Genomic DNA, 23,747 nt, shown 5'->3' on the forward strand with positions numbered 1-23,747 from the left:
CAAAATATGACTTATACAGAAACCACTGTATAAAAACACATGTATTTTATTATGCTGAATCAATTATCTATTTGTGACTTTGCCATTGTTGATCACCTTGATCTGGAACTAAGCCAAGGCATGACCGTAGTCAGCGGTGAAACAGGTGCGGGTAAATCGATTATGCTCGACGCCCTAGGCCTAGCCTTAGGTAACCGCGCAGAGAGCGGTGCCGTACGTCAAGGCGCTGAGAAAGCCGACATCACAGCAAGCTTCAACATAGACAGCATCCCCGAAGCCTCTCAATGGCTGTCAGAGAATGATTTAGATAATGACGGTGAATGCATACTGCGCAGAGTGATCACTAAAGAGGGGCGCTCACGCTGCTATATCAATGGCCGCCCATCGCCTGCCTGCTTAGTGAAAAGCCTTGGCGAGCTGCTGATTGCTATTCATGGTCAACATGAACACCAACGCCTACTAAAAAAAGATCACCACCGCACGCTACTCGATAACTTTGCCGGACAGACTAAACTGGTCAGCCAAGTTCACAATAGCTACCAGCAATGGCATAAACTCGATAGCGAGCTAAAACGTCTCTCTGAACAAAGCGCCGAACAAACAGCACGCGTGCAGCTATTAAGCTATCAGATTGAAGAGTTAGACCAGCTCGCCTTAGCCGATGGCGAATTTAAGCAACTGGAAGAAGAGCAAAAAACTTTAGCTAATGCCGAGAGCATTCTGAATACAGGCCACCAGCTAATCAATCTAGCCAGCGATAGCGATGACGCCAACTGCGTACAACAACTGAATCACTGCCTGCAGCTTCTATCTGAAATCCAATCAGAATCGCCCTCAGTGCGACAAGCCAACGAGATGCTGAACTCGGCATTGATCCAAGTTGAAGAAGCCAGCAACGAGATCCGCCATTACATGGATCGCGTCAATGTTGACCCGAGCAGACAACAAGATGTCGAAGAACGCTTATCAACGATCTACGAGATTGCGCGTAAGCACCGCATTAACCCAGATGAGCTTTGCGAGTTCCATCAATCGCTTAGCCAAGAGCTATCCAGCCTAAGTCGCTCTGACGAAGAACTAGAGCAACTCGCCATTGATGTTGATAGCGCCAAAGCTGAATACCTCGTTTACGCTAACAAGTTAAGCACCAAACGCTCAGCCGCCGCTAAAAAACTTGGCAAACTAGTCGATCAGCAACTGCATAATTTAGGCATGCCATCTGCGCAGATGTCTGTTGCATTAACCGCTTTAGATAAACCGAGCCTAAACGGTTTGGAAGAAGTAGAGTTCCTGATTATTACCAATGCAGGTCAACCACCAAAACCCTTAGGCAAAATCGCATCAGGTGGAGAGTTATCACGTATCAGTCTTGCTATCCAAGTAATCACAGCACAAACCTCCACCACCTCGACACTAATCTTTGATGAAGTCGATGTCGGCATTGGTGGTGCGATTGCGGAAGTTGTGGGTCGCCTATTAAGACAACTAGGTGAAAAAGCACAAATCCTGTGTGTAACCCATCAGCCGCAAGTCGCTAGCCAAGGCCATCAGCACCTATTTGTGAGCAAACAGACGGATAAAAAGACCACTCACACGCAGATCAATCAACTTTGCGCGGACAGCCGTGTTAAAGAAGTTGCACGTATGCTGGGCGGGATCGATATTACAGAGCGATCTATTGAGCATGCTAAAGAGATGCTTGCTCAAGCCAGCTAGACCTCAAGCCCCATACACATAGTTTTTGGAAGGGTATTCCATACACTAAAAAACCCGCTAGTAGCGGGCTTTTTAGTTGTCACCAGAGCAAGTACTGCTTATTTTTCGTCTGCGTCTTTATGTACGCCGTATAGGTAAATAGTACGGTCAGTAACAGTGAAGCCCATAGACTCAGCGATCTCGTTTAGAAGCGCATTCAAACGTGGATCATTAAATTCTTTTACGATGCCACTTTTTACGCAAACAATGTGATCGTGTTCTTCGTCACGTGCCAATTCAAATACAGAGTGGCCACCTTCGAAGTGGTGACGCGTTACTAGACCAGCCGCTTCAAACTGAGTTAGTACACGGTAAACCGTTGCCAAACCAACATCTTCACCTTTTTCCATCAGCAACTTATAAATATCTTCAGCACTGAAGTGATCGCCTTCACCAGCCTGTTCTAGGATCTGATAAATTTTTACGCGAGGTAAAGTTACCTTCAGACCTGCTTTTCTTAGTTCCTGATTTTCAAGTGACATAGTTATCTATTCTCTAAGCTGTTGGTGATTACATAATCATGCGGAAGCTGAATTGCTTGTTCAATAGCGCACGAAACTTTATTATCCGCATTTACGCACAATAGTGGAAGCAAAATTCTGATGCAAAAACTACTAATTGCTACAACTTTTACTGTAGCACTGACTCTGACCGGTTGTTCTGGTTTCCCAGGTGTTTATAAATTCGATATTCCGCAGGGCAATGTTGTTACTCAAGAGATGGTAGACCAGCTTCGCCCAGGCATGAGCCAGAGCCAAGTTCGCTTTATCATGGGCTCACCGTTAATCACTGACACCTTCCACGAAGGCCGTTGGGATTACCTATACACTAAGAAAAGCGGTGAAGATGGCAGCTATAGCAAAGAACGCATCTCTCTATATTTCACAGATGGTAAGCTAAATGCCTTAAATGGTGACTTCCGTCCAGGCGGTAAGCGTAGCTAAACTTTAGCTACGCAAGCGTGCAGCTTATTCAGCTTCTTTCTTTGCTTTCACCTTAGCTGCGCGCTTAGCCCTTGCTTCCTTCGGATCAGCAATTAAAGGGCGATAAATCTCAACACGCTGACCTTCCCGCAAAATTGTCTCTTTAGGGTTCTTGATTGCTTTAGCAAAGATACCCATAGGATCATTCTCAGGATCGATCTGTGGATAAAGCTCCACAATGCCAGACTGGATAACCGCATCATAAGCAGTGCAATCATCAGCCACAGTCAAAGCTATGATTTTTTGCTCTGTAGGAAGGGCATAAGCGACTTCAACATTCATAGTGACACTTTCTCTTAAACGTATACTTGATCTGCACGGGTTACGAAGGCATCAACCATAGTCGTTGCAACTTGATTAAAAACCTTACTCATCGCCATAGAAGCAATTTTACCCGAGAACTCAAACTGTAAGCTTAAGCTTACTTTACACGCTTCATCACTAAGCGGTTTGAAATCCCACACACCACTCAAGCGGGAAAAGGGCCCCTCTTCCAATTCAAGTGTCATGCTTACAGGGCGGTTAAGCTGATTTCGAGTGGTGAAGCTATATTTCAAGCCACCTTTAGAAAGGAACAAAGTCGCAACCAACTCATCGTCGGTGCGACTTATAATCTCGGTGCTAGCGCACCAGGGCAAAAACTCAGGATATCGTTCTACATCATTTATAAGATCAAACATCTCTTCTGCAGTGTGCAATACCAATGCACTGCGATCTACCTGAGTCATGCCTTTTTTTCATTCCTTTACTTCAACTTCTCAACTAGGTTGAGAATAAAGATTACAGCTACCGCTACTGGCGATACATATCGCAGCGCAATATACCATGCATTGAACAGTAAAGGAGAGGAGATTGCCAATTCATCTTCAGCCATTTTACGAGTTACAAACCAACCCGCGAAGATTGCGATGAACAATCCACCCAATGGCAACATGACATTAGCCGTCATAAAGTCTAGGAAATCAAAGACATTGAAGCCCATCATCTTGAAGTCGGAGATGAAGTTGAAAGAACCTAGCGCAGCAATACCTAAGCCCCAAACAACAAGACCTAGCGCGATACACGCAGGAACACGGCTCCAGCCAAACTTCTCTACCAACCAAGCAGCTGCTGGTTCGATTAGAGAGATAGCTGAAGTCCAAGCAGCAATACCTACAAGCAAGAAGAATACGAAACCAAAGATCTGACCGCCAGGCATCTGACCGAAAGCAACAGGCAGCGTTACAAACATCAGACCAGGACCCGCCCCAGGATCCATACCGTTAGCAAATACGATCGGGAAGATAACCAAACCAGCAATCAAAGCAACGATAGTATCCATTGCCGCAATTGTGATTACAGAACCACCGATAGAGGTCTTCTTAGGCATGTATGAGCCGTACGCCATGATCGCACCCATACCCAGAGATAGGGTGAAGAAAGAGTGACCTAACGCGATCAATACAGCATTCCAACTCAGCTCCGAGAAGTCGAAGTGGAATAGGAAATCAAAACCTTGAGAGAAGCCTTCTGTCTGCATGGAGTAACCAAGCATGATCAATAGAAGGATAAATAGCGCAGGCATCAATAGCTTAACAGCGTTCTCAAGACCTTTCTTAACGCCACCAACGATAACCACCATTACCATTGCAACAAAGATCGTATGCCAGATCAGCAATGTCTGAGGATCAGCTAGCAAGTCATTGAAGACCTTACCCGCATCATCACTACCAATAGAGATGAAATCGCCAGTACCCATACCAGCAATGTAATAAAGCACCCAACCCGCAACTACAGAGTAGAACGAGAAGATCATAAAGCCGGCTAGAACACCCATCCAACCAACAAATGACCATTTCCCTGAATGATTGGCTTCTATCGCCACATCTTTCATAGCATTGATAGGACTTTGTCTACCACGTCGACCGATGAAGACCTCTGCCATCATGATTGGTACACCAACCATCAAGATACAGACAAGGTATACCAGTACGAACGCACCGCCACCATTTTCGCCCGCAATATATGGGAACTTCCAAATATTACCTAAGCCAACTGCCGAACCAGTGGCCGCCAAAATAAAGATCCAACGAGATGCCCAAGCACCGTGGATAGACTTCTTTTCCTGCATGAACTGCTACTCTTCTGGGGGTTAGTCGCGAAAAAACGCAAATTCTTTCACTTTTTACTTATTAAGTACATCGTTGACTGCTCAAAAAGTGCACACCCCGCTAGCTCCCCATAACTTTAGGGATTTCTCCTGTTTTCGATAGCAAAAACAGAGCTTTTTATTGTGCAGATTGCACATTCAGAACTTTGTAGAAGTAGATGAACAAATAGAAATAGTTTTCCCTAATTGCAAGGCGCTTTCCCTTAGCAAGCCTGATCTATATAATCGCCCGCCATGGCCAAGAAAAAGAAAGCCCCATCGGGCAACACAATTTGTCAAAACAAAAAAGCACGTCACGAATACCTCATTTCGGATAAATTCGAAGCAGGTCTAGTTCTGACTGGCTGGGAAGTCAAAAGCCTTCGCGAAGGACGCGCGCAACTGGTGGAATCCTACGTGGTTATCCACAAAGGCGAAGCTTGGTTAGTTGGTGCACACTTCACTCCGCTGAAAACAGCCTGCACCCATGTAGTCGCAGATCCAACCCGTGATCGTAAACTACTACTTAACCATCGTGAGCTAGTAAAAATCATCAACGCGACAGAAGCTAAAGGCTTCACCTGTGTAGCACTCTCTCTTTATTGGAAAGGCAATCGTATCAAGTGCGAAATTGCGCTAGCCAAAGGTAAGAAGCAACACGATAAGCGTGCCGCAGATAAAGACAAAGACTGGGCTCGTCAGAAACAACGTCTTATGGCAGCTAAATAGCTGCCATAAATATTTATTTTTCCCCGCCCCCTTCCACAAAAAATCCGCCTCTTTGTTCCGCATAGCAACAACAAAGAAATCTTCTTTTAAACAACAAGCTAAAGAACTCTCTAGTAAGTTATTTCTGCACTTCACAAATACAAAACATCAAACAACCGTTTAAAAAACTTGTTTCAAAATCTTGAAATAGGTCATTTTGCATGCAATAGTTCACAAAAAATAATAGAAACCGCAAGGAAGTGGTATGCGCGTTATCATGGAGAGATACAGTGCAAACTCAAAGTTATCAAATTCAGGTTAATGGTATTGGTACAGCCAATATCCTGACAATTAGCCAAGCGCACAGTAGCCTAGGTATCACTAAACGTGAATGCGTAGAACGGATATTAACCTCTCCTTCCATTCTGAAATCAGATCTTAAGCTTGAGCAAGCAAAGCGTATTCAACACGCTCTAACTCAATTTAAACTTCCTTGCGAAATTGTTGATAGTCATACGACAATCCCTCCTACAGATCAGTCTTTTGAAGTCGCCTGCTACATCCAAGATTTCACTCATGTTACCGAATTCGCTGCAGAAGTAGCTGCTTTTTTAGGACAATCCAGTGAAGAGATGATTGCGAGTTTGACGCAAATTCCAGCCGTGTTGATTGGACACATTTCACAACAGATAGCCCAAGAATTTATCGAACGTTTCCAAAAACCGGGGATTGAGCTGATCGCCTCTGCCACAAATAGCGCGCGTTATTCGGCCATCGCCTTCATGCCAAGCTTCAGCAATTCGATCAAAAGTCATTACTTACGATTAGGTTTAGCACCCCAAACCAATGACCCCCATTGCACTCAATGGATTGCCAATGACCTAGCGTTAAACCAAGCAGAATCTATTTGGAAAAAAGCATCTGAGCTACACCTACCGGTTAGCATTCAAAATCACGACTACCTAAGGTTTGATCTATCGCTCACAAAGCTAGCAGCAGATGTCGATCGAGCCGTTCTATCTGATTGGTTACTCGATCGCTGTGAGATCCCCAAGCAGGTTCACCCTACTCTATTTAAAAGACTCCCCATCATCATTCAAAAATGCCTTCCGCTAGAGAGTTCCAAAGCGATGATGGAGGAGCTACAGCAGCTTAATTGTGATGCGGAAGCAATAGCGATCCAAAGCAGCCGGTTTGATATCGAGTTGAATCAACTACAGCCCTCACATATGTCGGCGCTTGGCAATCTACTTAAGACCATTATGCGTCGCGTTATTGCTATTCCAGAAGCCAAAGCAGGTCAGTTAACCCTGAACCTCTCGGCTAACCAACACCAAGCACTATGGATAATCCACGAAGTGCAAAAATCCGGAATTAAAGCTCGTCTGATAAAAACAACCGATGTAGGAGCAACCCACTAATGCAGCCACAAAAAGTTAGTTTTTCCGACACTCTCGATGGTATTGGCCTACTATTGCGAAGACAGCAATATAAAGAAGCTTTAGAGCAAACCCACCAGCTCAGTCAAATGGCTATGCAGCAGCAACTACAACTCATGCTGCAACGATTCTTAGCCGAGCTTTGCATGGAATGCCTCGAGCTCAGCGGCAATTTCGAAACCGCCTTACAGTTTTGCGAATACAGCTTGGAGCAGTATCAAGAACAAACTGGAGTTCAGAGCAATGAAGCTCAAAAAGACCGCCTAACATTAGAGCTTCGAAAACTATGCCTATTGATCAAATTAGATCGTCGTAGCGAAGCGTTTACACACAGCAAAACTTTGCTAGCACATGCTAATGATCAACAAAAACGTAACCTCCATCCCATTATCAATCGCATAAATCGCTACAGCAGCGGCGCGGTTGAAATGCTAACAGCCGAACAGAAGAAGATCGGGCTGTTTCACTTTTCCGACATACTTGCCACACACGGAGCAAAAGCAATAACCGAATAAACACACTTACGCACCCAGACAAAGTTGTAGAAGGGATTTCATTCCATCGCCCTCAGCTGAGCCGATGGAAAACGCAACCGCTTCAGATGAAGCAGGACCAAATCCAGAATGGATCTGGTCGAACAAGGGAGAGATGCGATGAACTTTGATAATCAGGTTGCAGGAATGACGCCTGGACAGATCATGCAAGATCTGCCAATACCCGACCTCATAGAAAAAACCGCTAAAGCAATAGCCTCAGCTCAATACGAGCTGGATGCAACCTCAGTAAAAGCAGCCACTTTGCTTAGCGAAACCTTTGTTGAGTTTAATGATGCCGAGGGTAACGGCAGAGAACGCAGCCTATTAGAACTGGGGTTTATTCCACAGTTTTACCATTTCACCGAAACAGAGATGGAATTTAAGGTCACTATATCTATCCGAGTGGAAGCTGGGATTGATCTAGGTGTAGATCTTGGCGCGGGTACCTCTAAAAATTCGAGTTTACCCGTTGCTTTCGCAGGGACGATCTCTTTTGATCTCCACCACAAATATGAATTTGATATGGAAGCCGTCACCCGTATCAAAACCATTATGCGTTCAGTTCCACCACCACAAGCCTTTCTCGACGCGATTCGTGTCCACGCAGCAAACGGTGGTGGCAGTATCTCAGCAGACCCTATTGCCCCCTTAACCGATACACCTTCGCCGCAACCCGAACCAGTGCCAGTCGCTGATGATCCTCAGCCGACACCAACAGACGATGGGGATAACGACGGTGATCCCGAAGACAACGGTTAAATAAACTAGGGACAACAGCATGTCGCACAATAAAGTCATGGCCACGCTTGAGCAATCGCCCCTACCTGGCCTGCTCAATCAGCTAGGCCTAGCCATCGCATCCGCGCAGCAGGAGTTAGATCGCAACTCGATCGAAATGGCGATGCAATTAGGCGATGCCGAAAACTACGGTGTGGATACAGGTAATGGCGAAAAGCAGTCCCTGCTAAGTCTTGGTTTTTCGCCAGTGTTTTATCACTTTAATGAAGCCACAATTGATCTCAAAGTATCTTTATCCACATCCACAACTACCGAATCAAAATTCAGTACATCAGCCACCGTTGGTGGTGCTGTTTACTTCGTTATGTTCGCTGCAACGGTTAGCGCTTCGTTTAGTAACAAATACAGTTTCTCTTCAGAAGCCAGCAGTACGATTACTGCACGAATAGCCTCAATACCCCCGCCAGCAGCCTTCCAAAATTGGCTCGCAAGCAGGCCTGCTACCAACAAAACAAACCAAGACGATACCGAGTAAAGCTCGATCACTTACAGGAGTAAACCATGTCAAGGATAGGAAGAGACCTCACTAATGTCCCTATGGGAAGACTAATTCGAGATATGGCGTTTGCTATAGCAGATGCTCAGTTCGAATTAGACCAAGCCAGCGTCAAAGTCGCGCAACTGATGGGCGGCCGGCTACCGGTATTAGATGAGAATGGCAATATCACCGAAACACAAGATACCCGCGTGTACTTCGGTAAAGATGAAGATGGTGCGCCTCAGAAGCTAAGCATGATGGAGCTTGGTTTTTCACCAACCTTCTATCAGTTCACCAACAATATTATTGAAGTAAAAATCGCAATAAAACTCTCCTATGAAGAGGAGAACAGCACAACAACCACAACTACCCGAGACCACTACAAGCGTAACGGTGGCGTTTGGGGTTGGCTTAGCGGCAGCAAAACCAAAGTCGGTACAACCACTGTGGATGCGACATACTCAAGCAAGTTCAACTACAGTGCGGAAGGCTCCAGCCTATTGCGCTGTAATTTAGTACCAATCCCTGCTCCAGCGATGTTTGAGGAGCGAGTCCGAGCGTTAATCGAAAACGAAAGCGACTCAGAAGACTAACCCCAAACCGGAGTATTAAATTATGCCTCGCGTAAATATTGGACGTGAACTAAGCGATGTCCCCTTTGGAGAGATGATCTCTAGCATGGGTTTAGCGATCGCCGAAGCACAATACGCTATGGATGAAAGCGGCCTTCGCCTTGCTCAAATGATGAGTGGTGAATATGAGGTTGAAGAGGTCGATCCCATTACAGGAAATAGCACCACTTCCACCAAAGAGTCATTAGTCCATTTTGATGGTCAAAAGATGTCGCTGATAGAACTAGGCTTCACCCCAACCTTCTATCAGTTCACCGATGCCACCATCGAAGTAAAAATCTCAATCAGTTTTACTGAACAATCAGAGTTTGAGCGCAAAAGCTCTCGCAGATCTGTCAGCGGTCGTGCTTTTGGCTTTATTCTGGGTGGTAGCGCACGCGTGCGTACCTCTTCGGTCAGCGCTCGCTACGCCAACAAATACAATTACTCTGCTGAGGGTTCTAGCCTGATGCGTACAAGAGTTATGCCTACGCCAGCACCAGCGGTGCTAGAAGAGCGCATTCGAGCAATCGTAGAGCGTAACAAACCTGCTGATGGCTAATCATTCGGTATGAGTGAATATCTAGACTGGCAGGATCTGCTAGAGGAACAAGAACAGCCCTCCCCTGAATCGGGTGGGGCTGACACTTTGTCACAACCAGAAGAAAGGCCTCTAGCAGACCTTCTCAGCATGGATCAAATCTCCGATGAGCTGAAAGATCTAATAAAAGAGCATCACCACCTCCAAGAGGAGCTAGATCAGTTAACCGGCAAAGCCACCGAGCAGACCGAAAACGACTGGAACCACATTCGTTTTCCTATGCCTGTGCACTCAAAGGCTTCACGGCTCGCAGATAAAAAACGCGCAAAAGAAGATGAAAAGCGCGCAGAGATACATAAAAAGCGTTTAGAGCAACAACAGATAAGCAAACGCCAAGCGCAAGTTCGTCAGCAGCAACTACAAGATTTAAAAGCAAAACGACTGCTTGAGAAGCAGAGACAAGAACAAAAAGCGGTTGAACGTTTTCGTCAAATAGCAGAGCAACAACTAAGAAAGCAGTCGGAACTTAAGGCATTTGAAACCCAAAAAGAACAGCGTCAACAATTACAGATTGAAAAGCTCTTGGCCAAACAATATCAGTTACGCCAAGAGACACTTAAAAATGAAATGCGCCAAGAAAAGCTAAAACAGAAAAGCGCCGAGAATTTGCGCCTAAAGAAAGAAACCTTTCAGAAAGAGCAGCAGATAGAACAACAAAGAGCAGCCCAAGAACAAGACTGTTTTGAAAAACAGCAACAACAAGCACAGCAAAAACTAAAAGCACGAAAAGCAGAAGAGAAGCGCCAACAACTACGCGACCAACAACGCATGGAACGCGCTCTTAAAATCAGCCAGCAGCGGCGAAAGGAACAAGCAACTTGGGGCTTTTAAAGCTCCAAGTATGAATAGGGAGTATACAAAATGACGAATCAGGTCGCCCAGGGACAGGACCTGGATGATTTTTTAATCAATCTTGCTGACGGCCTCAGCCGTGCACAAAGTAAGCTAAATAATAACCCAGTGGTTAATGCGTTTGGGCAGGAAGCACTCGTCTACCATATCCCAAAAATGGAGTTTGAGTTGCACCTAAAAATGACCAGCGCAACGCCGCAGCAGCAACCTCAAAGCAGACTCCCATTGCTCAAGCCCAAGCTCGCCTTCTCACCCATTGGCGCAGCTGACACACCGAATAGCTCCAGCGCCAGCAGCACTATTAAAGGCGTGATGGTAGCTACACCCATTGATGGAGGAAGACCCCAACCTAAACTGACGCTCGCCGCTACAGCTCAGAACCGTAATGCTTTAATAGAGGTAACCGGTTCCAATTCATTAGGTGAACCTTTAACCGACCAAACCATTGAGCTGAATATAGATCGAGAGCTCTCACAAAAACTGAATAAAAACGAAGGACGGCCAGCGTTAAAACGCGGTACAAAGCTGCAGCAATCAAGCCTTTCTCTCTCTGAAGATGGCAAAGCGCAAACCCAGTTGCTCGTATCCAGCTCCGAACCCTCGGGACAACTGATCGCGCTCACAGCAGACCTGTTCTCAAAAACAGAAACACTGCTCTATCGTCACAAGTAGGAGATAAATCATGGCACTAAGTATTTCTGTCAAATTGGTCGATAAAAACAATCGAGCAATCGCTAACAGGTCAGTGAAGGTTTGCCTCTATAACTTACGCGGGCGTGTGCAAACGCTCGTTTCAGGCCGGACCGATAGACAAGGTAACTATTCTGAAGACACAGAGATTAACTTCACCGACTTTTTACCTCGGGTGTTATTGTGCACAAAACAGAGCTCAACTTGGGTAAACCTGACCAATACGCCAAAAAGCTTTAGCTCAAGCAAACTGGATTTCGGAACCGTCACCGTAAATTCACAGCCAACAATGACGGTTGCCGGTACTACATTCCACACGATACCAGCAGCCTTTACTCTCGGTAGCTCTTCCAGTTCTTCATCATCGTCAACACAATTAAGAACTCTTACTGATAAAAATTCACTTTTAGAGCGCCAGCTCACCAACAGTAAGAAAGAAACCCAAGAGATCTCATTAAAATTTAGCGATCTTCAACGTACATCAAGGCAGTCATCTCAAGCAGACAAACAGAAAATCACTCAATTAACCAACTCGAACTTAGATCTAAGCAAACTAATCAAAACCAAAGATATTCGTATCAGAGAGTTGGAAACTAACACGGGTAAAAAACCTTCCCTTCAGGTGGAAGAGTTTTCTAAAGATGCGGTGATCTCCTCTGCACTGGAAGCTGTTAATAAGGCAGACACACAAAACAAAGGTCGCTTTCAGCTCAAAAGTGCGCGTATGGACTTAAAAGTACTGAGCGGCAGCACAAAAGACAAAGTACGTCTGATTAAAGACACCGAAAGCCTTCAATATATCAATCCCGATCTCGTCAGCACCCTGACATTAGATCTTGATGGTTCAAACGATGCAGCTGAGACACAAGCAACGCCAGAACCCATCAAAATGCCAGACCTAACTGGTTATACCCGAAGCCTTGCAGATAGACGTCTAGATGAGATCTCTATCTCAGCACAGTGGTACAACCAACAGCTAGCGCCGAGCGAAAAAGCCGCTGTAGGCACTATCATTAGCCAAACACCTAAAGCAGGACGCTCAATAGGTGAAGATACCGAAGTCATCCTTATCATCGGTGTTGCTCAGGAAGAGGAGGCCTAATCATGCCAAAGAATCATATCTCCGATGTTATTGCCGCACCCTTAGGTGATGTGGTCGCAGAGATCGGCTTAGGCGTAGCCAAAGCTCAATACGCGATTGATGCTAACGCCATCGAACACCTGAAAGATATCTACAGTCAGGAAGACATCACCACCGAAGAGCTCAGAAATTTAGGCTATCGCCCGACCTGGTACGCGATCCCAGAAGCAAAAGCCGAAGTTAACTTAGCCCTATCTATTACCCAATCCCAAGGCAAAGACGGAAAACGCACAACAGAGCTCAATGGCACCACAGTAGATGCAGGTTATCAAAATCAGTACGACTACAATGTCGAGGCTAGCAGCAAGCTGACCCTAACTTATGTACCTGTCCCTGCGCCATCACAATTGGATGATTTGCACGCGATCCCGCAACTCGCCAATTTCACTGTAAGCGCTGCGAAAGTCGTCTTAGAACGCTTAGGAATCCCCTTCGCTCTATCACCACAAAATGCACCCAACAGCGCAACAATCTCCCAAACTGAGCCCGAAGCAGGTGCGCTGATGGATAAAGATCAAACCCTAAAGCTGATCATTTGATCAAGGATTGGATATGAAACTCAACGGTGAAAAGCTAGCTAAGGCGTTGCAACAAGTATCCCTGATACAGCAACAGCTCAAAGGTTTTGAGAGCCAATCAAATGGGATTTCCAATCAACTAAGTCAACTAGGTAATTTTAGCTCTCTGCCTAATATGAGCAGGCTCAATCAAAGCGTACCGTTGGAAGACTTACTTAAGCAGCTAAACACAAGCCCAACTAATTTACCTTTGGGCGATATAGATACAGAAGGCTTGCTTAAAGCAGCTAAAGATAAAAAATAACAGGTAAAACAGCACAACAATTGAAGGACTATTTAACGAAAGAGTAAACGGAACAAGTGCGCAGTTTGTTTCCGTATAACAACCCAAACACATCTGGCCTAGGCCAGTATGAAAGGAGGCAATATGTGCACCCCAGGACAACAAGTAGCAGATGCTTTATGTCGATTAGGCACTGATTCATACAACAGCAATACAACCCCCCAGCAATCGCAATTTATTAATGCTTTTGATCGCATAGTAAACAACCTAAGCGCACACCCTATTAGTGACGGTTATTTCTGGGACTCCGTATCTAGAACCGAATCTCAGATAGGCTGGAAAAATTCGTTTCAAGAAGCCATTCGACACCCTGAATTCCGAAAATTTGCCGCTAGACATCCTAAAGAAAAGATATACGAGAATATTCTAAGTTCAGTAGGACGAAAATTTGGCTCTATGTCCATAGACCACAAAGAAACTGTTAGTCAGTTCTTACTTAAAAAATCTGAGGATAGCCTTGGTGGGCAGCTTGCCTGGGAAACAAAGCATCAAGCGTTGAGAATGATGCAACAAGCAATTTCCGCACTCGAAAATCTCGTTGCCTCACCTTCTGAGCTTCAAAGATGGCAACAGAACATTATCGACCTACTGTACTCCGAATATCCCGAACAACAGAAAGCCGGTAAGCAATTCATGGATGGTTTAGGCATACAATCAAGAACCCACCTAAGCAATATCAGTAATATGGCCCAAAGCATCAGTGCCACTACAATATTAATTGTAGAAACCAAAGCAGACTTCAATAACATGGCACCGCAAAACCTTTATAGAACCATAGCTCAAGTCCCTGGCGCCCAAGAATCTTTGTTACGTACTTTCCGAGCCAACTCAAGTAGTTTTACCGCACATTGCCTCAACGAAGCTTCTGCTTGGGGTGATTTCTTACTTAGCGTAGATGTATGGACCAGAGCAGCAGCTGGCATATTTTCAGGAGTAGCGATAGGCATCGTTACTGCTGGCGCAGGGACTTTGGTTGGTTTTGCTGCTGGCGCAGCTACCAGTGGATTGATGGGTGCTCCCGGTCTAATTATTGCCACCGAAGCAATAGAAGCAGCACGCGTTGGGGAAGCTTCAGGAACTATGGGGGATCAAGCCATTGAGAATGCAGAATCTTCATTATTCCTAACACAAACGCTTTATGTTGCGGGAATACTTATCCCGAACGGTGTCGGTGCGTATATCAGCCATACAGCTAAAAGCATTGCAACAGGAGCTGGGTTATCGTTCATTTTGGAATATATCGGCACTATGAGCGTAGGTGATCAAAATAGTCCGGCGGTAACAAAGCTTCGAGAAAAACTCGAAAGCATGACACCAGTTAAGCGAGATGAAATGTCTACCGCGTTCCATCAAGTTTTAGAAGACAAAGCAATACCACAACCAGCTAGGGTTCCAGTAATGGCATCCTTTGCAGAAGCCAAGCCAGCTTCACTCGATAAAACTGTAGCCAAAGCAGCACTGGACTTAGCCACTTACTGCGATTCATTGGAACGGCAATAACGGAACTTGTGCAAAAAAATTGGGTCGAAGTCACATAACTACTCGTCTATACCCAACACAATAGGTATAATCGCGAGCTATCTGGGGATGACTTGGCTTCGACGCTGATTACAAAACCTTAGGTGCATGTCGAGAATGTAGTGAATCTCGTAAATCCCTCACTACACAGTTATAGTTGCTAACGACGATAACTACGCTCTAGCTGCATAAGTCAGCTTGTGCCGCTCCTTCAGGTGTCTGTAACTAAAGGATTTTGCGGTATCATTCGAGACAGAATCGCCCGGATGCTTCGCCTTAAGCTGAACGGCTAAAACTTAAAAAGGCTCGCCCATAACACCCTGGCTCTCGGGTCGTGACGGGTTAACTCAATAGAGAAGCCTAAACATGTAGATCTTGAGGCGGAGGATTGACGGACGCGGGTTCGACCCCCGCCATCTCCACCAAATTCAAGAACGGTCTCGACCGCTCTAGACCGCTACAGCCCACTAACGGTGAGGCCTGTAGCGGTCATCTTGATTCCACTCCACTAGTCCACAATGGTCCTGATAGGTCCTCAGCTGGGCACCATTTCGTCACAAATTCGTCACAGCCTAACAAGCTTGAAAGCTATGGCACACGTGAATGTCATGACTTTAGACAAAAAATTCTGTCTCAACACTTCGACATCTACGACGAGCTCGTATCTAGCTATATCGATATCGCTGAAGAAAAGAGCTACGTTGATGCAAACCGGAACCTTTTAGACCTTGATAAACGCCTTCGAATCGCAGATCTAAAAATATCTGCATCTACCGATGAGCTGAAAAAGTTTGCTCGATCAAAAGCAAGTGAGTGTTCTAACACTGCCAACAAACATCATTTCTCAAATACCGCTTATGACATTTGCTGCGAACTTATCAGTATTTATGACATAGAACCTCCCAAACCTAAGGACTATGCTGGCGATACTTACCCATGTATCAAGCGCTTATGCAGTGCTGATTGGTGGCTAAGGAAACTTAGAGTAAAGCAACGACAGACTCTAGAATCTATTGCTCGAGACATTGGCCGTGTATGCGTACAGAAGAGCACCTATTCAAGCGCCTTTGCACAAGCGTCTCGAGCGAACCAAAAAGCTCTCACTATGCAGTACCTTGAAAACACCTTTATTGAAAACAATGAGGGGGAACGCTATTGCCTCAAAGATCTACATGACAGATCAGTATCTAATCCTATAGTTCGCCGAGCAGAATTAATGACTCGTATTAATGGGTTCGAGATGGTCGCAGATCAACTTGGACACATAGGAGAGTTTTATACCTTAACCGCCCCATCTCGAATGCATGCCAGATTAAAAAAGGGCGGAAGAAACCCAAGGTATGATGGAACTACACCAGACAAAGCACATAAGCACCTATGCAATATTTTCAAGAGAATCAGATCCAAACTCCATAGAGAAGGAGACTTTATCTATGGGGTTAGAGTTGTAGAGCCAAACCACGATGGAACGCCTCATTGGCACCTATTACTTTTTATGGAGCCTTCTGCTAAAGATCGAGTTAGATCTGTTTTTAAAGAATACGCATTGCAGGTCGACGGCAATGAAGCTGGAGCACAGAAACACCGATTTAAAGCTGTTGCTATCGATAAAAATAAAGGTAGTGCAGCAGGTTACGTTGCCAAATACATTTCAAAAAACATTGATGGGTTCCACATTGATCAAGATCTTGATGGAAATGATGCAAGGTCTGCAGCAAAAGCAATTGATGCTTGGGCTAGCACCTACAACATACGTCAGTTCCAGTATTTAGGAAGCCCCAGTGTTACCGTCTGGCGAGAATTACGCAGGCTATCGAATTCCAAACACGCTGATGATATTGATCCAGTAAAAGAACCTGTCTTATATAAATCAATGCTAGCAGCGGATGCCGCTGAATGGGCAGCTTTTGTCATGTTAATGGGCGGAGTAGGAATCAAATCTTCTGATCGCCCTATCCAACCTCTTTACCAAGTAGATCTCGAGTTTGATCCAGAAACAGGGGAATTACTTGAAGAAAACCTTACCCGTTATGGGAACCCTAAAGCGCCAAAGATAATTGGATTACTCACACCTAACGGTGAACTGATCACCCGCTGGAGAAAGTGGGAACTAATTTCAATTCCCGAAGGGAAGCCCGGAGAGCGACCGCCACCTCCGACGCCGCTAGGAGGTGCCGGGAGCCCCGAGGGGCGACCCTTGGACTTGTGTCAATAAGTGTACGCGCGGAAAAACGAATGATTTTGGATAAGAAAAAATGACTAAAGAAAATAAGATTTTTGCAATGCTGAACTCAACAGGCTGTTTCGACCTTGATGAAGCAATCAGCCTGTTACATCAAGAAATTGTTCGTTTGGAAGATCGCGCATACCTCCCTATCCCACCTAACGATAAGGCAGGCCTTATCGTGGGCGTTATAGACCTCAATGATGAAGTTGAAGTTCTTGTAAAGTTTGAAGAGGGAGTCCTACAGCTAACCAAAAATGAACTAAGAACTGGCTTTCTGATGGCGGATTAAGATGACAGGAAAAACACCCAGATTAGACAAGTTTTTATATCGTCTAGATGACATTGAGAGAGAAGCAAGAAAACAATATGGCGATCATACTCCGTTTTATTTCCGCTATGTAATCAAGCACTTCCTAGAATACTGGCGGCAGCTTCAAGAAGAGGAGCCTAAGGAGCTGAACAACCCAATGATATGGCAACGTCTGGAGTTGATGTTTGATATCAAGCTAAGAGAAATAGCTTATTCAAGATTAGAAATGCAATGGTTGGTTTTTGAATATGACGAACATCAATTGCATTACGAGCACCACGACGAATACTGGTCCCTAAAGAAATAAATTCATTTACGGATGATTTTTATAAATATTTAACCTGCGGTTATCGCAATATCACTGCCCGAGCTACTGTGACAGGATCGTAAAAAGGGGTCCCCGCCTGCGGGGGATTGTTTTACGAACTGTCATGTAGTGAACGCTTACGACTACAGCAACAGTATTATTTGAGCAGTAAAAAATTTATATGATTTAACCGTCAGACCTAGAAGTCATCACCTTCCAGATCTGACTAATCACAACTAGCAAATAGGATGCTAACCATGACTAAACCTAATACTACTGAATACGATGCAGCTTTACTTACAGTTTGCAAAAAATACATAGACGTAACTGACACTACACCAGAACTCTTTGTGAAAGAGCTTATGAATTTAGCTTCTCAGTATATTGATCACTTACCAGAGGAAATACTTTCAACCGTATCTTCTAAATCAGTCGAATAATTACACTGATGGTCAATTTAAGGTCAAGGAGGAACTCAGAAGGAAGGGCCCCGCTTTAGCGGGAAGGATCCTTATGTGGCAATCCTTTACCTTTTCTCAACTATCCAAAACTGATCAATGGTGGATGTTTCACGCAGTGAGACATTCGCCTGAATACTTTACAGACAGAATTTTCTTTTGATAATATCCTTTAAGGCTCCGGATATGAGCCCCATACCCGCTTAAGGAAGCACTCTGTGTAATATCCGTTTTCAGCTTACTAATCATGATTACATCTATTCTGATGCAGGGTCAGCGGGTGGCTTTTATGCGTCACGTAATTGGATGACAACATGACAAGTACTCATTGCTCACCTGAAAGCTGGCTGCAGCTTGAAGGTATCCACATATTGAACCCACACTTTATCAACCATATAAAGCGTCAGGCAAAAAAACTCAGTAAAGATAAATCACATCATCTAGCTCTCAATCAAGCACTTGATATTATCTGCATTTCATATGGTTTTGATTCCTGGAATCATCTTCAAAAAACATTTGCAAAAGAGCGCGCACCGGCAGATTGGACCTCTTCCACATCTAACCAAAACAGTCCTAATAAGAAATTCGATTTCTGCACCGACAAGCAACTGCATGGTGCGGTTTGTCGATACCTTAAAATATCCGCGCCCACTCAGGTAATACAGTTTGTAGTGGATGACTCCGACTATTACAAACCAGCAGCAGAGTTACACGATAGCGATATTGATACCTTCACTCTTCTGCTCACTAAAGGAATAATTCCAGATTATTCTTTGCAGCATTGGCTTACTGAAAACGACCCGTATTTTGATCCTGATCTAAACTCGGTCAAAGCGTTCCGCCTTATCTGCCCCAAACATTTAAATCATATTGAAGCTTGCCAACAGCTCGAGAAAATATTCATTGATATCAATTTTATAGGTTCTAGCTATTCATGTTGGCCCCATTTCATTTGGATTGACGGACTCCTCTCTGACGAAACCTTACCTCCCGATCTAGGCCTAGGGGACGATAGCCTTCCCATTTCACTTCTTCCTAAAGATATCTTCCGGAGGGTTTACTAATGAAATGGAAAACTCTAGATAAGTTCTCTGAAGAATCAGGTATGACCAAGGAATCTATTCGCGCTTTGAAAAAGAAAGGCATTTGGCGTGAAAAACTTCATTGGGCCAAAGCTGAGAACGGGCGAATATTCATCAATGTGATAGCGGTGGAACGATGGATCGAGGGCAAACCGGCGTAAGGCCAAGAAACAATAGCATTGTTCTCGACTTCACTTACATGGGCCAGCGCTGTCGAGAAACTTTACGAGTTAAACCTACAAAAACCGCTATCAGAGAGGCTTCCCGTAAACGGGAAGCTATCCTCTATGAAATAGCTATGGGTACATTCGACTATGGAAAGCACTTCCCTTCCAGTAAAAATGCCATCAAATTTTCAAAGAACAAAGGCTCATTGATTACAGTTGAACGTGCCTTGAAAGACTGGCTAAAGCGAGCTGAAAAACGTTGTCAGCGTAGTACTATCCGCGACTATAACAGTGCTGTTTATTATCATCTTATACCGGCCTTTGGGTCACTCACCTTGGACGAAATCCGGAAGCCTCATATTGATGATTGGTTAGATACTGTTGGGAACCTATCTAACAAACGAATCAATAATATTCTAGGTCCATTAAGACAAACCCTGAAAGATGCTTTCTATGATGAACTGATCGATGTAAACCCAATGGATCGCTTCAGAAACCTCCGCATAGATACCAGAGAACCTAATCCATTCAACAAAGATGAAATTCATAGCATTCTTGAACAACTTCAAGGCCAGAACAAAAACCTTATACAATTTGCCTTCTGGTCTGGCTTAAGAACTTCTGAACTCATCGGCTTACGTTGGAAAGATATAGATTTTGAGAACGACAAAGTGCATGTTCGCATGGCTATTGTCAGAGGCATTGAGAAAACCACCAAAACCACTTCTGGCCAGAGAAGCGTGGATCTTCAACCAGAGGCTAAAGCAGCGTTATTTGAACAGCAGAAGTACACGAACAGTAGCAAACACGTATTCCACGACCCTAAAACAGACTCCCCTTGGAGCGGTGACCATATAATTCGTAAACGCATATGGATACCAGCATTAAAAGCAGCTGATATCACCTATCGAACCCCATATCAAACTAGGCATACATTCGCTTCAATGCTACTCTCATCTGGCTCAAATCCTCTCTGGGTAGCTCAGCAAATGGGGCATAAAGACTGGGGAATGATTAGAAAAGTATACGGAAGATGGATACCTGTTTAATGGAAATGAAAGATATTTTCAGCAACGTAAACGACCAGTTAAAATTTGCTGAGGCAAAAAATGCAGCGCTAATTGCATATAATGGGCTAATAACCTTTGGAGTAATTAGGCTCCTCAACCCAAGCAACAACCCCATTGAGGGATTCCAGGCTTTCTGTTTATTGCTTTTCCTTGCCCTTTGTACTTTCTCTCTTAGTCGAGCCCTGTTGAGCTTTTTTCCAAAATTATCGAACCTATTGCCAGCTCCCAAACAAAGCTCATCGAACAACATTATCTTTTTTGGTGATCTTAAGGACATGACTGCACATAGATTTCTTAATCTATATTTTGAAGATCAAATCAAGAACGAAGACCGGAAGGCAGAATGGACTCGTATTGAGGCCGATCTTGCTAACCAGATAATAATAAATTCAGGTATAGCTTTCCGAAAGTTTACAGCCTTCCAAACAGCTTCTTTAGTTTCACTGATAGCCACAATATTTGGCGCGCTCATCATACTCAGCATCATTTTATAAGGACCGAAAATGCCTGCTAATTTTAAAAAATTCAACAAGACTGCTCTACGAAAATTATCGCTACCGAAGACTCAAATCCCAGAAGCTTTAACTAATATAATTGATGACCAAACAAGAAAGTTTGGCAATCCTATTTCCATTACAGAGTCAGATGTAATACCACATACGGATGAGATTCCAGGAACAGTTAGTAACAACTGGCTCAAAATCAATGGACCTATTTGTGTATATACGGATATGGCTAATTCCACGGCATTGAGTGCTCGAGCTTATCCTAAGTCCACAGCCAAAATTTATCAGCTTTATACGAATACAGCTGTGCAACTATTCCATTACTTAGGAGCTGAATACATAGACATCAAAGGTGATGGTGTATTCGCTTTGTTTAACAAGGACAAACCCCATACGGCCTTAGCTGCTGCAGTAACATTTAAAACCTTTTTTGAGTCTATATTCACCAAAAAGGTCAGCAGTATCACCGAAGGTAAAGTGACGTTAGGAAACCACATTGGAATTGATCAACGTACAATACTGGTGAAACAACTGGGTTTACGTAAATACAACGGACGTACTGATAAACAAAATGAAGTGTGGGCTGGAAAAACAGTTAACATGGCAGCCAAATTAGCATCTTTATACGATGATAATAGAATCGTTGTTTCTGATCGTTTCTTTGCCAATGTAACGCATAAAGGTGCTACTCATAGCTGCGGGTGTGATGCAGGGATTTTCACAGGCCAGAGAACCCCTTTATGGACCAAAATCGATCTAGAAGATGAAGACAAGTTCGATTTTGATACTGGCTACCTCCTTGGTAGTTCATGGTGCAGTAAGCATGGAACTGATACTCTAACCGAAATATTACTAGCCGATGAGGCTTGACCTACAAAAGCTTCCGGCACATTATGGTCATAATATCTGTTAAGGCATTGATTTAATGAGATTAGCTGAAGGTTCGACCCCCGCCATCCCACCAAATACAAATAAAAAAGCCACCTTCGGGTGGCTTTTTTATTACTCTTAAAAACTAGCTTCTACACACCAAACACTGCTGGAAGAACAGTTACGCTGGCAAGTGTAATCAGGCCTATTGCAACAAAATTCAACACAAAACCTGCACGCATCATATCAGACATTTTTAATCTACCTGAACCAAACACAATCGCATTTGGCGGAGTAGCAACAGGCATCATAAAGGCACAGCTAGCTGCAATCGCTGCAGGAATAACCCATACAAGCGGTGTGCCTGTAATCGACTCAGCCACTGGTCCTAATAACGGCAAGAAGCCTGCCGCAGTTGCTGTGTTACTGGTAATTTCCGTCAAGAAGGTAATCAGCGCTGTAACAATCAACACACCCACTAATAGAGAAACAGCGTCTGCACCTTGAATCTGTAGAGCGATAAATTCAGCTAAGCCAGAAGACTTAATAGTCGCTGCCAAAGTTAGGCCGCCACCGAAAAGGATCAAGATACCCCAAGGGACTTTTTGTGCGCTTTCCCAATCTAGAACACGCTCGTTATCGCCAGATTTAACAGGCAGGGCGAATAGCAGAATAGCCGCCGCCATTGCAATTCCGGTGTCAGAGATACCAATACCTGTCCACTTAGCAAGGTATGGGCGCATTACCCAACCGATTGCCGCAAATAGGAAGATAAATAACACTTTCTTTTCTCCAGCAGACATCTGCCCTAGCGCTTGCAACTGTTCTTTAAATACAGATTTAGCGCTAACCGCACCAGCCTGATCGACTTTATAGCTGATTTTGGTAAGCAGAACCCACGCTACTATCAGCATGATAATTGATAGTGGCAGACCCATCGCCATCCACTGAGCAAAACCAATTTCCATACCATAGCTATCAGATAGGTATGCAGCCATCAGCGCGTTCGGTGGCGTACCAATCAACGTTGCTATACCGCCGATACTAGCAGCATAAGCGATGGACAAGAGCATTGCTTTAGCAAAACTCTCATTGTTCGGTTCACGGTCGGTGACAATTTTCACTACGGATAGCGCTATAGGTAGCATCATTACTGCTGTAGCCGTATTGGACATCCACATTGACAGGAATGCCGTCACCAACATAATGCCCAAAATCTGGATACTTGGTTTGGTGCCTGCTAGTAGCATAGTTTTTAGCGCAATACGCTTATGCAGGTTCCAGCGTTCCATTGCGATAGAGATAAGGAAACCGCCTAGGAATAGGAAAATCAGCGGGTGAGCATAAGGTGCAGCAACCGCTTTGATGTTTGCGATACCTGCAACCGGCACCACAAATAAAGGTAATAGAGAGGCCGCAGGGATTGGAACGGCTTCGGATATCCACCAGCTCGCCATCCAGAACGCTAATCCGGCGGTGCGCCACGCTTCCACTGAAAGCCCCGCGAAAGGCGGATCAATCAGTAATGTCATCAACATGACTAAAGGGCCGAGGGATAACATTAGCCAAGGTATCTTTTTATTTTTGTCATTCATACTCTTCTTCCAACCTTAATTTAAACGGTATTTAAATTAGTGAATGTTTGGTTTTC

Annotated in this window: 29 protein-coding genes and 1 other RNA gene; 25 read left to right on the plus strand and 5 right to left on the minus strand. The window is 44.4% G+C overall.

The features are described from left to right. Nucleotides 1-51 precede the first annotated feature (51 nt). A complete protein-coding gene (gene recN, locus ACMXYX_RS15715; protein ID WP_415906247.1) occupies nt 52-1,716 on the plus strand; it encodes a DNA repair protein RecN in 1,665 nt (554 codons plus the stop codon). Nucleotides 1,717-1,814: 98 nt separating this feature from the next. Here the strand turns inward: recN and fur are convergent, their stop codons facing one another. Further along, a complete protein-coding gene (fur, locus tag ACMXYX_RS15720; protein ID WP_415882585.1) occupies nt 1,815-2,237 on the minus strand; it encodes a ferric iron uptake transcriptional regulator in 423 nt (140 codons plus the stop codon). Between the two features lie 120 nt (nt 2,238-2,357). Between fur and ACMXYX_RS15725 the strand changes: the two genes are divergently transcribed. Then, nucleotides 2,358-2,699, plus strand: coding sequence for an outer membrane protein assembly factor BamE (locus tag ACMXYX_RS15725; protein WP_415882586.1), 342 nt, complete (start codon nt 2,358-2,360; stop codon nt 2,697-2,699). 24 nt (nt 2,700-2,723) lie between these two features. On the opposite strand, the gene ACMXYX_RS15730 is transcribed toward ACMXYX_RS15725, so the two are convergent. The 3 genes from ACMXYX_RS15730 to ACMXYX_RS15740 are packed head-to-tail and all read right to left on the minus strand — an operon-like array spanning nt 2,724 to nt 4,848. Further along, nucleotides 2,724-3,020, minus strand: coding sequence for an RnfH family protein (locus ACMXYX_RS15730; RefSeq protein WP_415882587.1), 297 nt, complete (start codon nt 3,018-3,020; stop codon nt 2,724-2,726). A gap of 14 nt (nt 3,021-3,034) precedes the next feature. Continuing rightward, a complete protein-coding gene (locus ACMXYX_RS15735) occupies nt 3,035-3,466 on the minus strand; it encodes a type II toxin-antitoxin system RatA family toxin (protein ID WP_415882588.1) in 432 nt (143 codons plus the stop codon). 17 nt (nt 3,467-3,483) lie between these two features. Continuing rightward, entirely contained in the window at nt 3,484-4,848 is a 1,365-nt protein-coding gene (locus ACMXYX_RS15740; RefSeq protein ID WP_415895265.1) for a sodium-dependent transporter, read from the minus strand. Nucleotides 4,849-5,121: 273 nt separating this feature from the next. Between ACMXYX_RS15740 and smpB the strand changes: the two genes are divergently transcribed. The 23 genes from smpB (at nt 5,122) to ACMXYX_RS15855 (ending at nt 22,096) form a co-directional block, all read left to right on the plus strand. Further along, on the plus strand, nt 5,122-5,595 hold the full coding sequence (smpB, locus tag ACMXYX_RS15745) for an SsrA-binding protein SmpB (protein WP_415882590.1): 474 nt from the start codon (nt 5,122-5,124) through the stop codon (nt 5,593-5,595). 269 nt (nt 5,596-5,864) lie between these two features. Then, nucleotides 5,865-6,995, plus strand: coding sequence for a hypothetical protein (locus ACMXYX_RS15750; protein WP_415906248.1), 1,131 nt, complete (start codon nt 5,865-5,867; stop codon nt 6,993-6,995). Next, nucleotides 6,995-7,528 carry a hypothetical protein gene (locus tag ACMXYX_RS15755; protein WP_415892686.1) on the plus strand — a complete coding sequence of 178 codons (534 nt, stop codon included), beginning with the start codon at nt 6,995-6,997 and terminating at the stop codon, nt 7,526-7,528. Before ACMXYX_RS15750 ends, ACMXYX_RS15755 begins: the two co-directional genes overlap by 1 nt. Nucleotides 7,529-7,636: 108 nt before the next feature. Beyond that, the gene (locus ACMXYX_RS15760; protein ID WP_415892687.1) at nt 7,637-8,308 is read left to right on the plus strand and encodes a hypothetical protein; all 672 of its coding nucleotides are present in this window, start codon (nt 7,637-7,639) and stop codon (nt 8,306-8,308) included. Between the two features lie 19 nt (nt 8,309-8,327). Next, complete coding sequence (locus tag ACMXYX_RS15765; protein ID WP_415906249.1) at nt 8,328-8,822, plus strand: hypothetical protein; 495 nt, start codon at nt 8,328-8,330, stop codon at nt 8,820-8,822. Nucleotides 8,823-8,848: 26 nt separating this feature from the next. Then, nucleotides 8,849-9,418 (plus strand): hypothetical protein, encoded by a 570-nt coding sequence (locus ACMXYX_RS15770; protein ID WP_415906250.1) that lies wholly within the window; start codon nt 8,849-8,851, stop codon nt 9,416-9,418. Between the two features lie 22 nt (nt 9,419-9,440). Next, nucleotides 9,441-9,998 (plus strand): hypothetical protein, encoded by a 558-nt coding sequence (locus ACMXYX_RS15775; RefSeq protein ID WP_415882596.1) that lies wholly within the window; start codon nt 9,441-9,443, stop codon nt 9,996-9,998. Between the two features lie 9 nt (nt 9,999-10,007). Beyond that, entirely contained in the window at nt 10,008-10,868 is an 861-nt protein-coding gene (locus ACMXYX_RS15780) for a hypothetical protein (protein ID WP_415906251.1), read from the plus strand. Between the two features lie 30 nt (nt 10,869-10,898). Next, entirely contained in the window at nt 10,899-11,561 is a 663-nt protein-coding gene (locus ACMXYX_RS15785) for a hypothetical protein (RefSeq protein ID WP_415882598.1), read from the plus strand. Between the two features lie 10 nt (nt 11,562-11,571). After that, complete coding sequence (locus ACMXYX_RS15790; RefSeq protein ID WP_415906252.1) at nt 11,572-12,681, plus strand: PASTA domain-containing protein; 1,110 nt, start codon at nt 11,572-11,574, stop codon at nt 12,679-12,681. Nucleotides 12,682-12,683: 2 nt separating this feature from the next. Beyond that, entirely contained in the window at nt 12,684-13,259 is a 576-nt protein-coding gene (locus tag ACMXYX_RS15795; RefSeq protein ID WP_415906253.1) for a hypothetical protein, read from the plus strand. Nucleotides 13,260-13,272: 13 nt separating this feature from the next. Then, a complete protein-coding gene (locus ACMXYX_RS15800) occupies nt 13,273-13,542 on the plus strand; it encodes a hypothetical protein (RefSeq protein WP_415897079.1) in 270 nt (89 codons plus the stop codon). A 123-nt stretch (nt 13,543-13,665) separates the two neighbouring features. Then, nucleotides 13,666-15,081 carry a hypothetical protein gene (locus ACMXYX_RS15805; RefSeq protein ID WP_415906254.1) on the plus strand — a complete coding sequence of 472 codons (1,416 nt, stop codon included), beginning with the start codon at nt 13,666-13,668 and terminating at the stop codon, nt 15,079-15,081. Between the two features lie 83 nt (nt 15,082-15,164). Further along, nucleotides 15,165-15,524: a transfer-messenger RNA gene (gene ssrA, locus ACMXYX_RS15810) on the plus strand. Continuing rightward, nucleotides 15,488-17,314, plus strand: a complete 1,827-nt coding sequence (locus ACMXYX_RS15815) for a replication endonuclease (protein WP_415906255.1) — start codon at nt 15,488-15,490, stop codon at nt 17,312-17,314. Before ssrA ends, ACMXYX_RS15815 begins: the two co-directional genes overlap by 37 nt. Nucleotides 17,315-17,354: 40 nt before the next feature. Further along, nucleotides 17,355-17,615, plus strand: a complete 261-nt coding sequence (locus tag ACMXYX_RS15820) for a hypothetical protein (protein ID WP_415906256.1) — start codon at nt 17,355-17,357, stop codon at nt 17,613-17,615. A gap of 1 nt (nt 17,616) precedes the next feature. Further along, the gene (locus ACMXYX_RS15825) at nt 17,617-17,943 is read left to right on the plus strand and encodes a hypothetical protein (RefSeq protein WP_415906257.1); all 327 of its coding nucleotides are present in this window, start codon (nt 17,617-17,619) and stop codon (nt 17,941-17,943) included. A gap of 257 nt (nt 17,944-18,200) precedes the next feature. Next, complete coding sequence (locus ACMXYX_RS15830) at nt 18,201-18,383, plus strand: hypothetical protein (RefSeq protein ID WP_415906258.1); 183 nt, start codon at nt 18,201-18,203, stop codon at nt 18,381-18,383. Between the two features lie 332 nt (nt 18,384-18,715). After that, nucleotides 18,716-19,465 carry a hypothetical protein gene (locus tag ACMXYX_RS15835; protein WP_415906259.1) on the plus strand — a complete coding sequence of 250 codons (750 nt, stop codon included), beginning with the start codon at nt 18,716-18,718 and terminating at the stop codon, nt 19,463-19,465. Further along, nucleotides 19,465-19,644 (plus strand): hypothetical protein, encoded by a 180-nt coding sequence (locus ACMXYX_RS15840; protein ID WP_415906260.1) that lies wholly within the window; start codon nt 19,465-19,467, stop codon nt 19,642-19,644. Before ACMXYX_RS15835 ends, ACMXYX_RS15840 begins: the two co-directional genes overlap by 1 nt. Continuing rightward, complete coding sequence (locus tag ACMXYX_RS15845) at nt 19,620-20,699, plus strand: tyrosine-type recombinase/integrase (RefSeq protein ID WP_415906261.1); 1,080 nt, start codon at nt 19,620-19,622, stop codon at nt 20,697-20,699. The genes ACMXYX_RS15840 and ACMXYX_RS15845 overlap by 25 nt, the downstream gene beginning before the upstream one ends. Then, nucleotides 20,699-21,214, plus strand: a complete 516-nt coding sequence (locus ACMXYX_RS15850; RefSeq protein WP_415906262.1) for a Pycsar system effector family protein — start codon at nt 20,699-20,701, stop codon at nt 21,212-21,214. Before ACMXYX_RS15845 ends, ACMXYX_RS15850 begins: the two co-directional genes overlap by 1 nt. Nucleotides 21,215-21,223: 9 nt before the next feature. Further along, complete coding sequence (locus ACMXYX_RS15855; protein ID WP_415906263.1) at nt 21,224-22,096, plus strand: hypothetical protein; 873 nt, start codon at nt 21,224-21,226, stop codon at nt 22,094-22,096. A 152-nt stretch (nt 22,097-22,248) separates the two neighbouring features. Here ACMXYX_RS15855 and ACMXYX_RS15860 read toward each other — a convergent pair whose 3' ends face one another. Continuing rightward, on the minus strand, nt 22,249-23,691 hold the full coding sequence (locus ACMXYX_RS15860) for an SLC13 family permease (RefSeq protein WP_415906265.1): 1,443 nt from the start codon (nt 23,689-23,691) through the stop codon (nt 22,249-22,251). Nucleotides 23,692-23,747 lie beyond the last annotated feature (56 nt).

Source organism: Neptuniibacter sp. QD72_48 (assembly GCF_047778065.1).
In the GTDB taxonomy this organism is placed as follows: Bacteria; Pseudomonadota; Gammaproteobacteria; order Pseudomonadales; family Balneatricaceae; genus Neptuniibacter.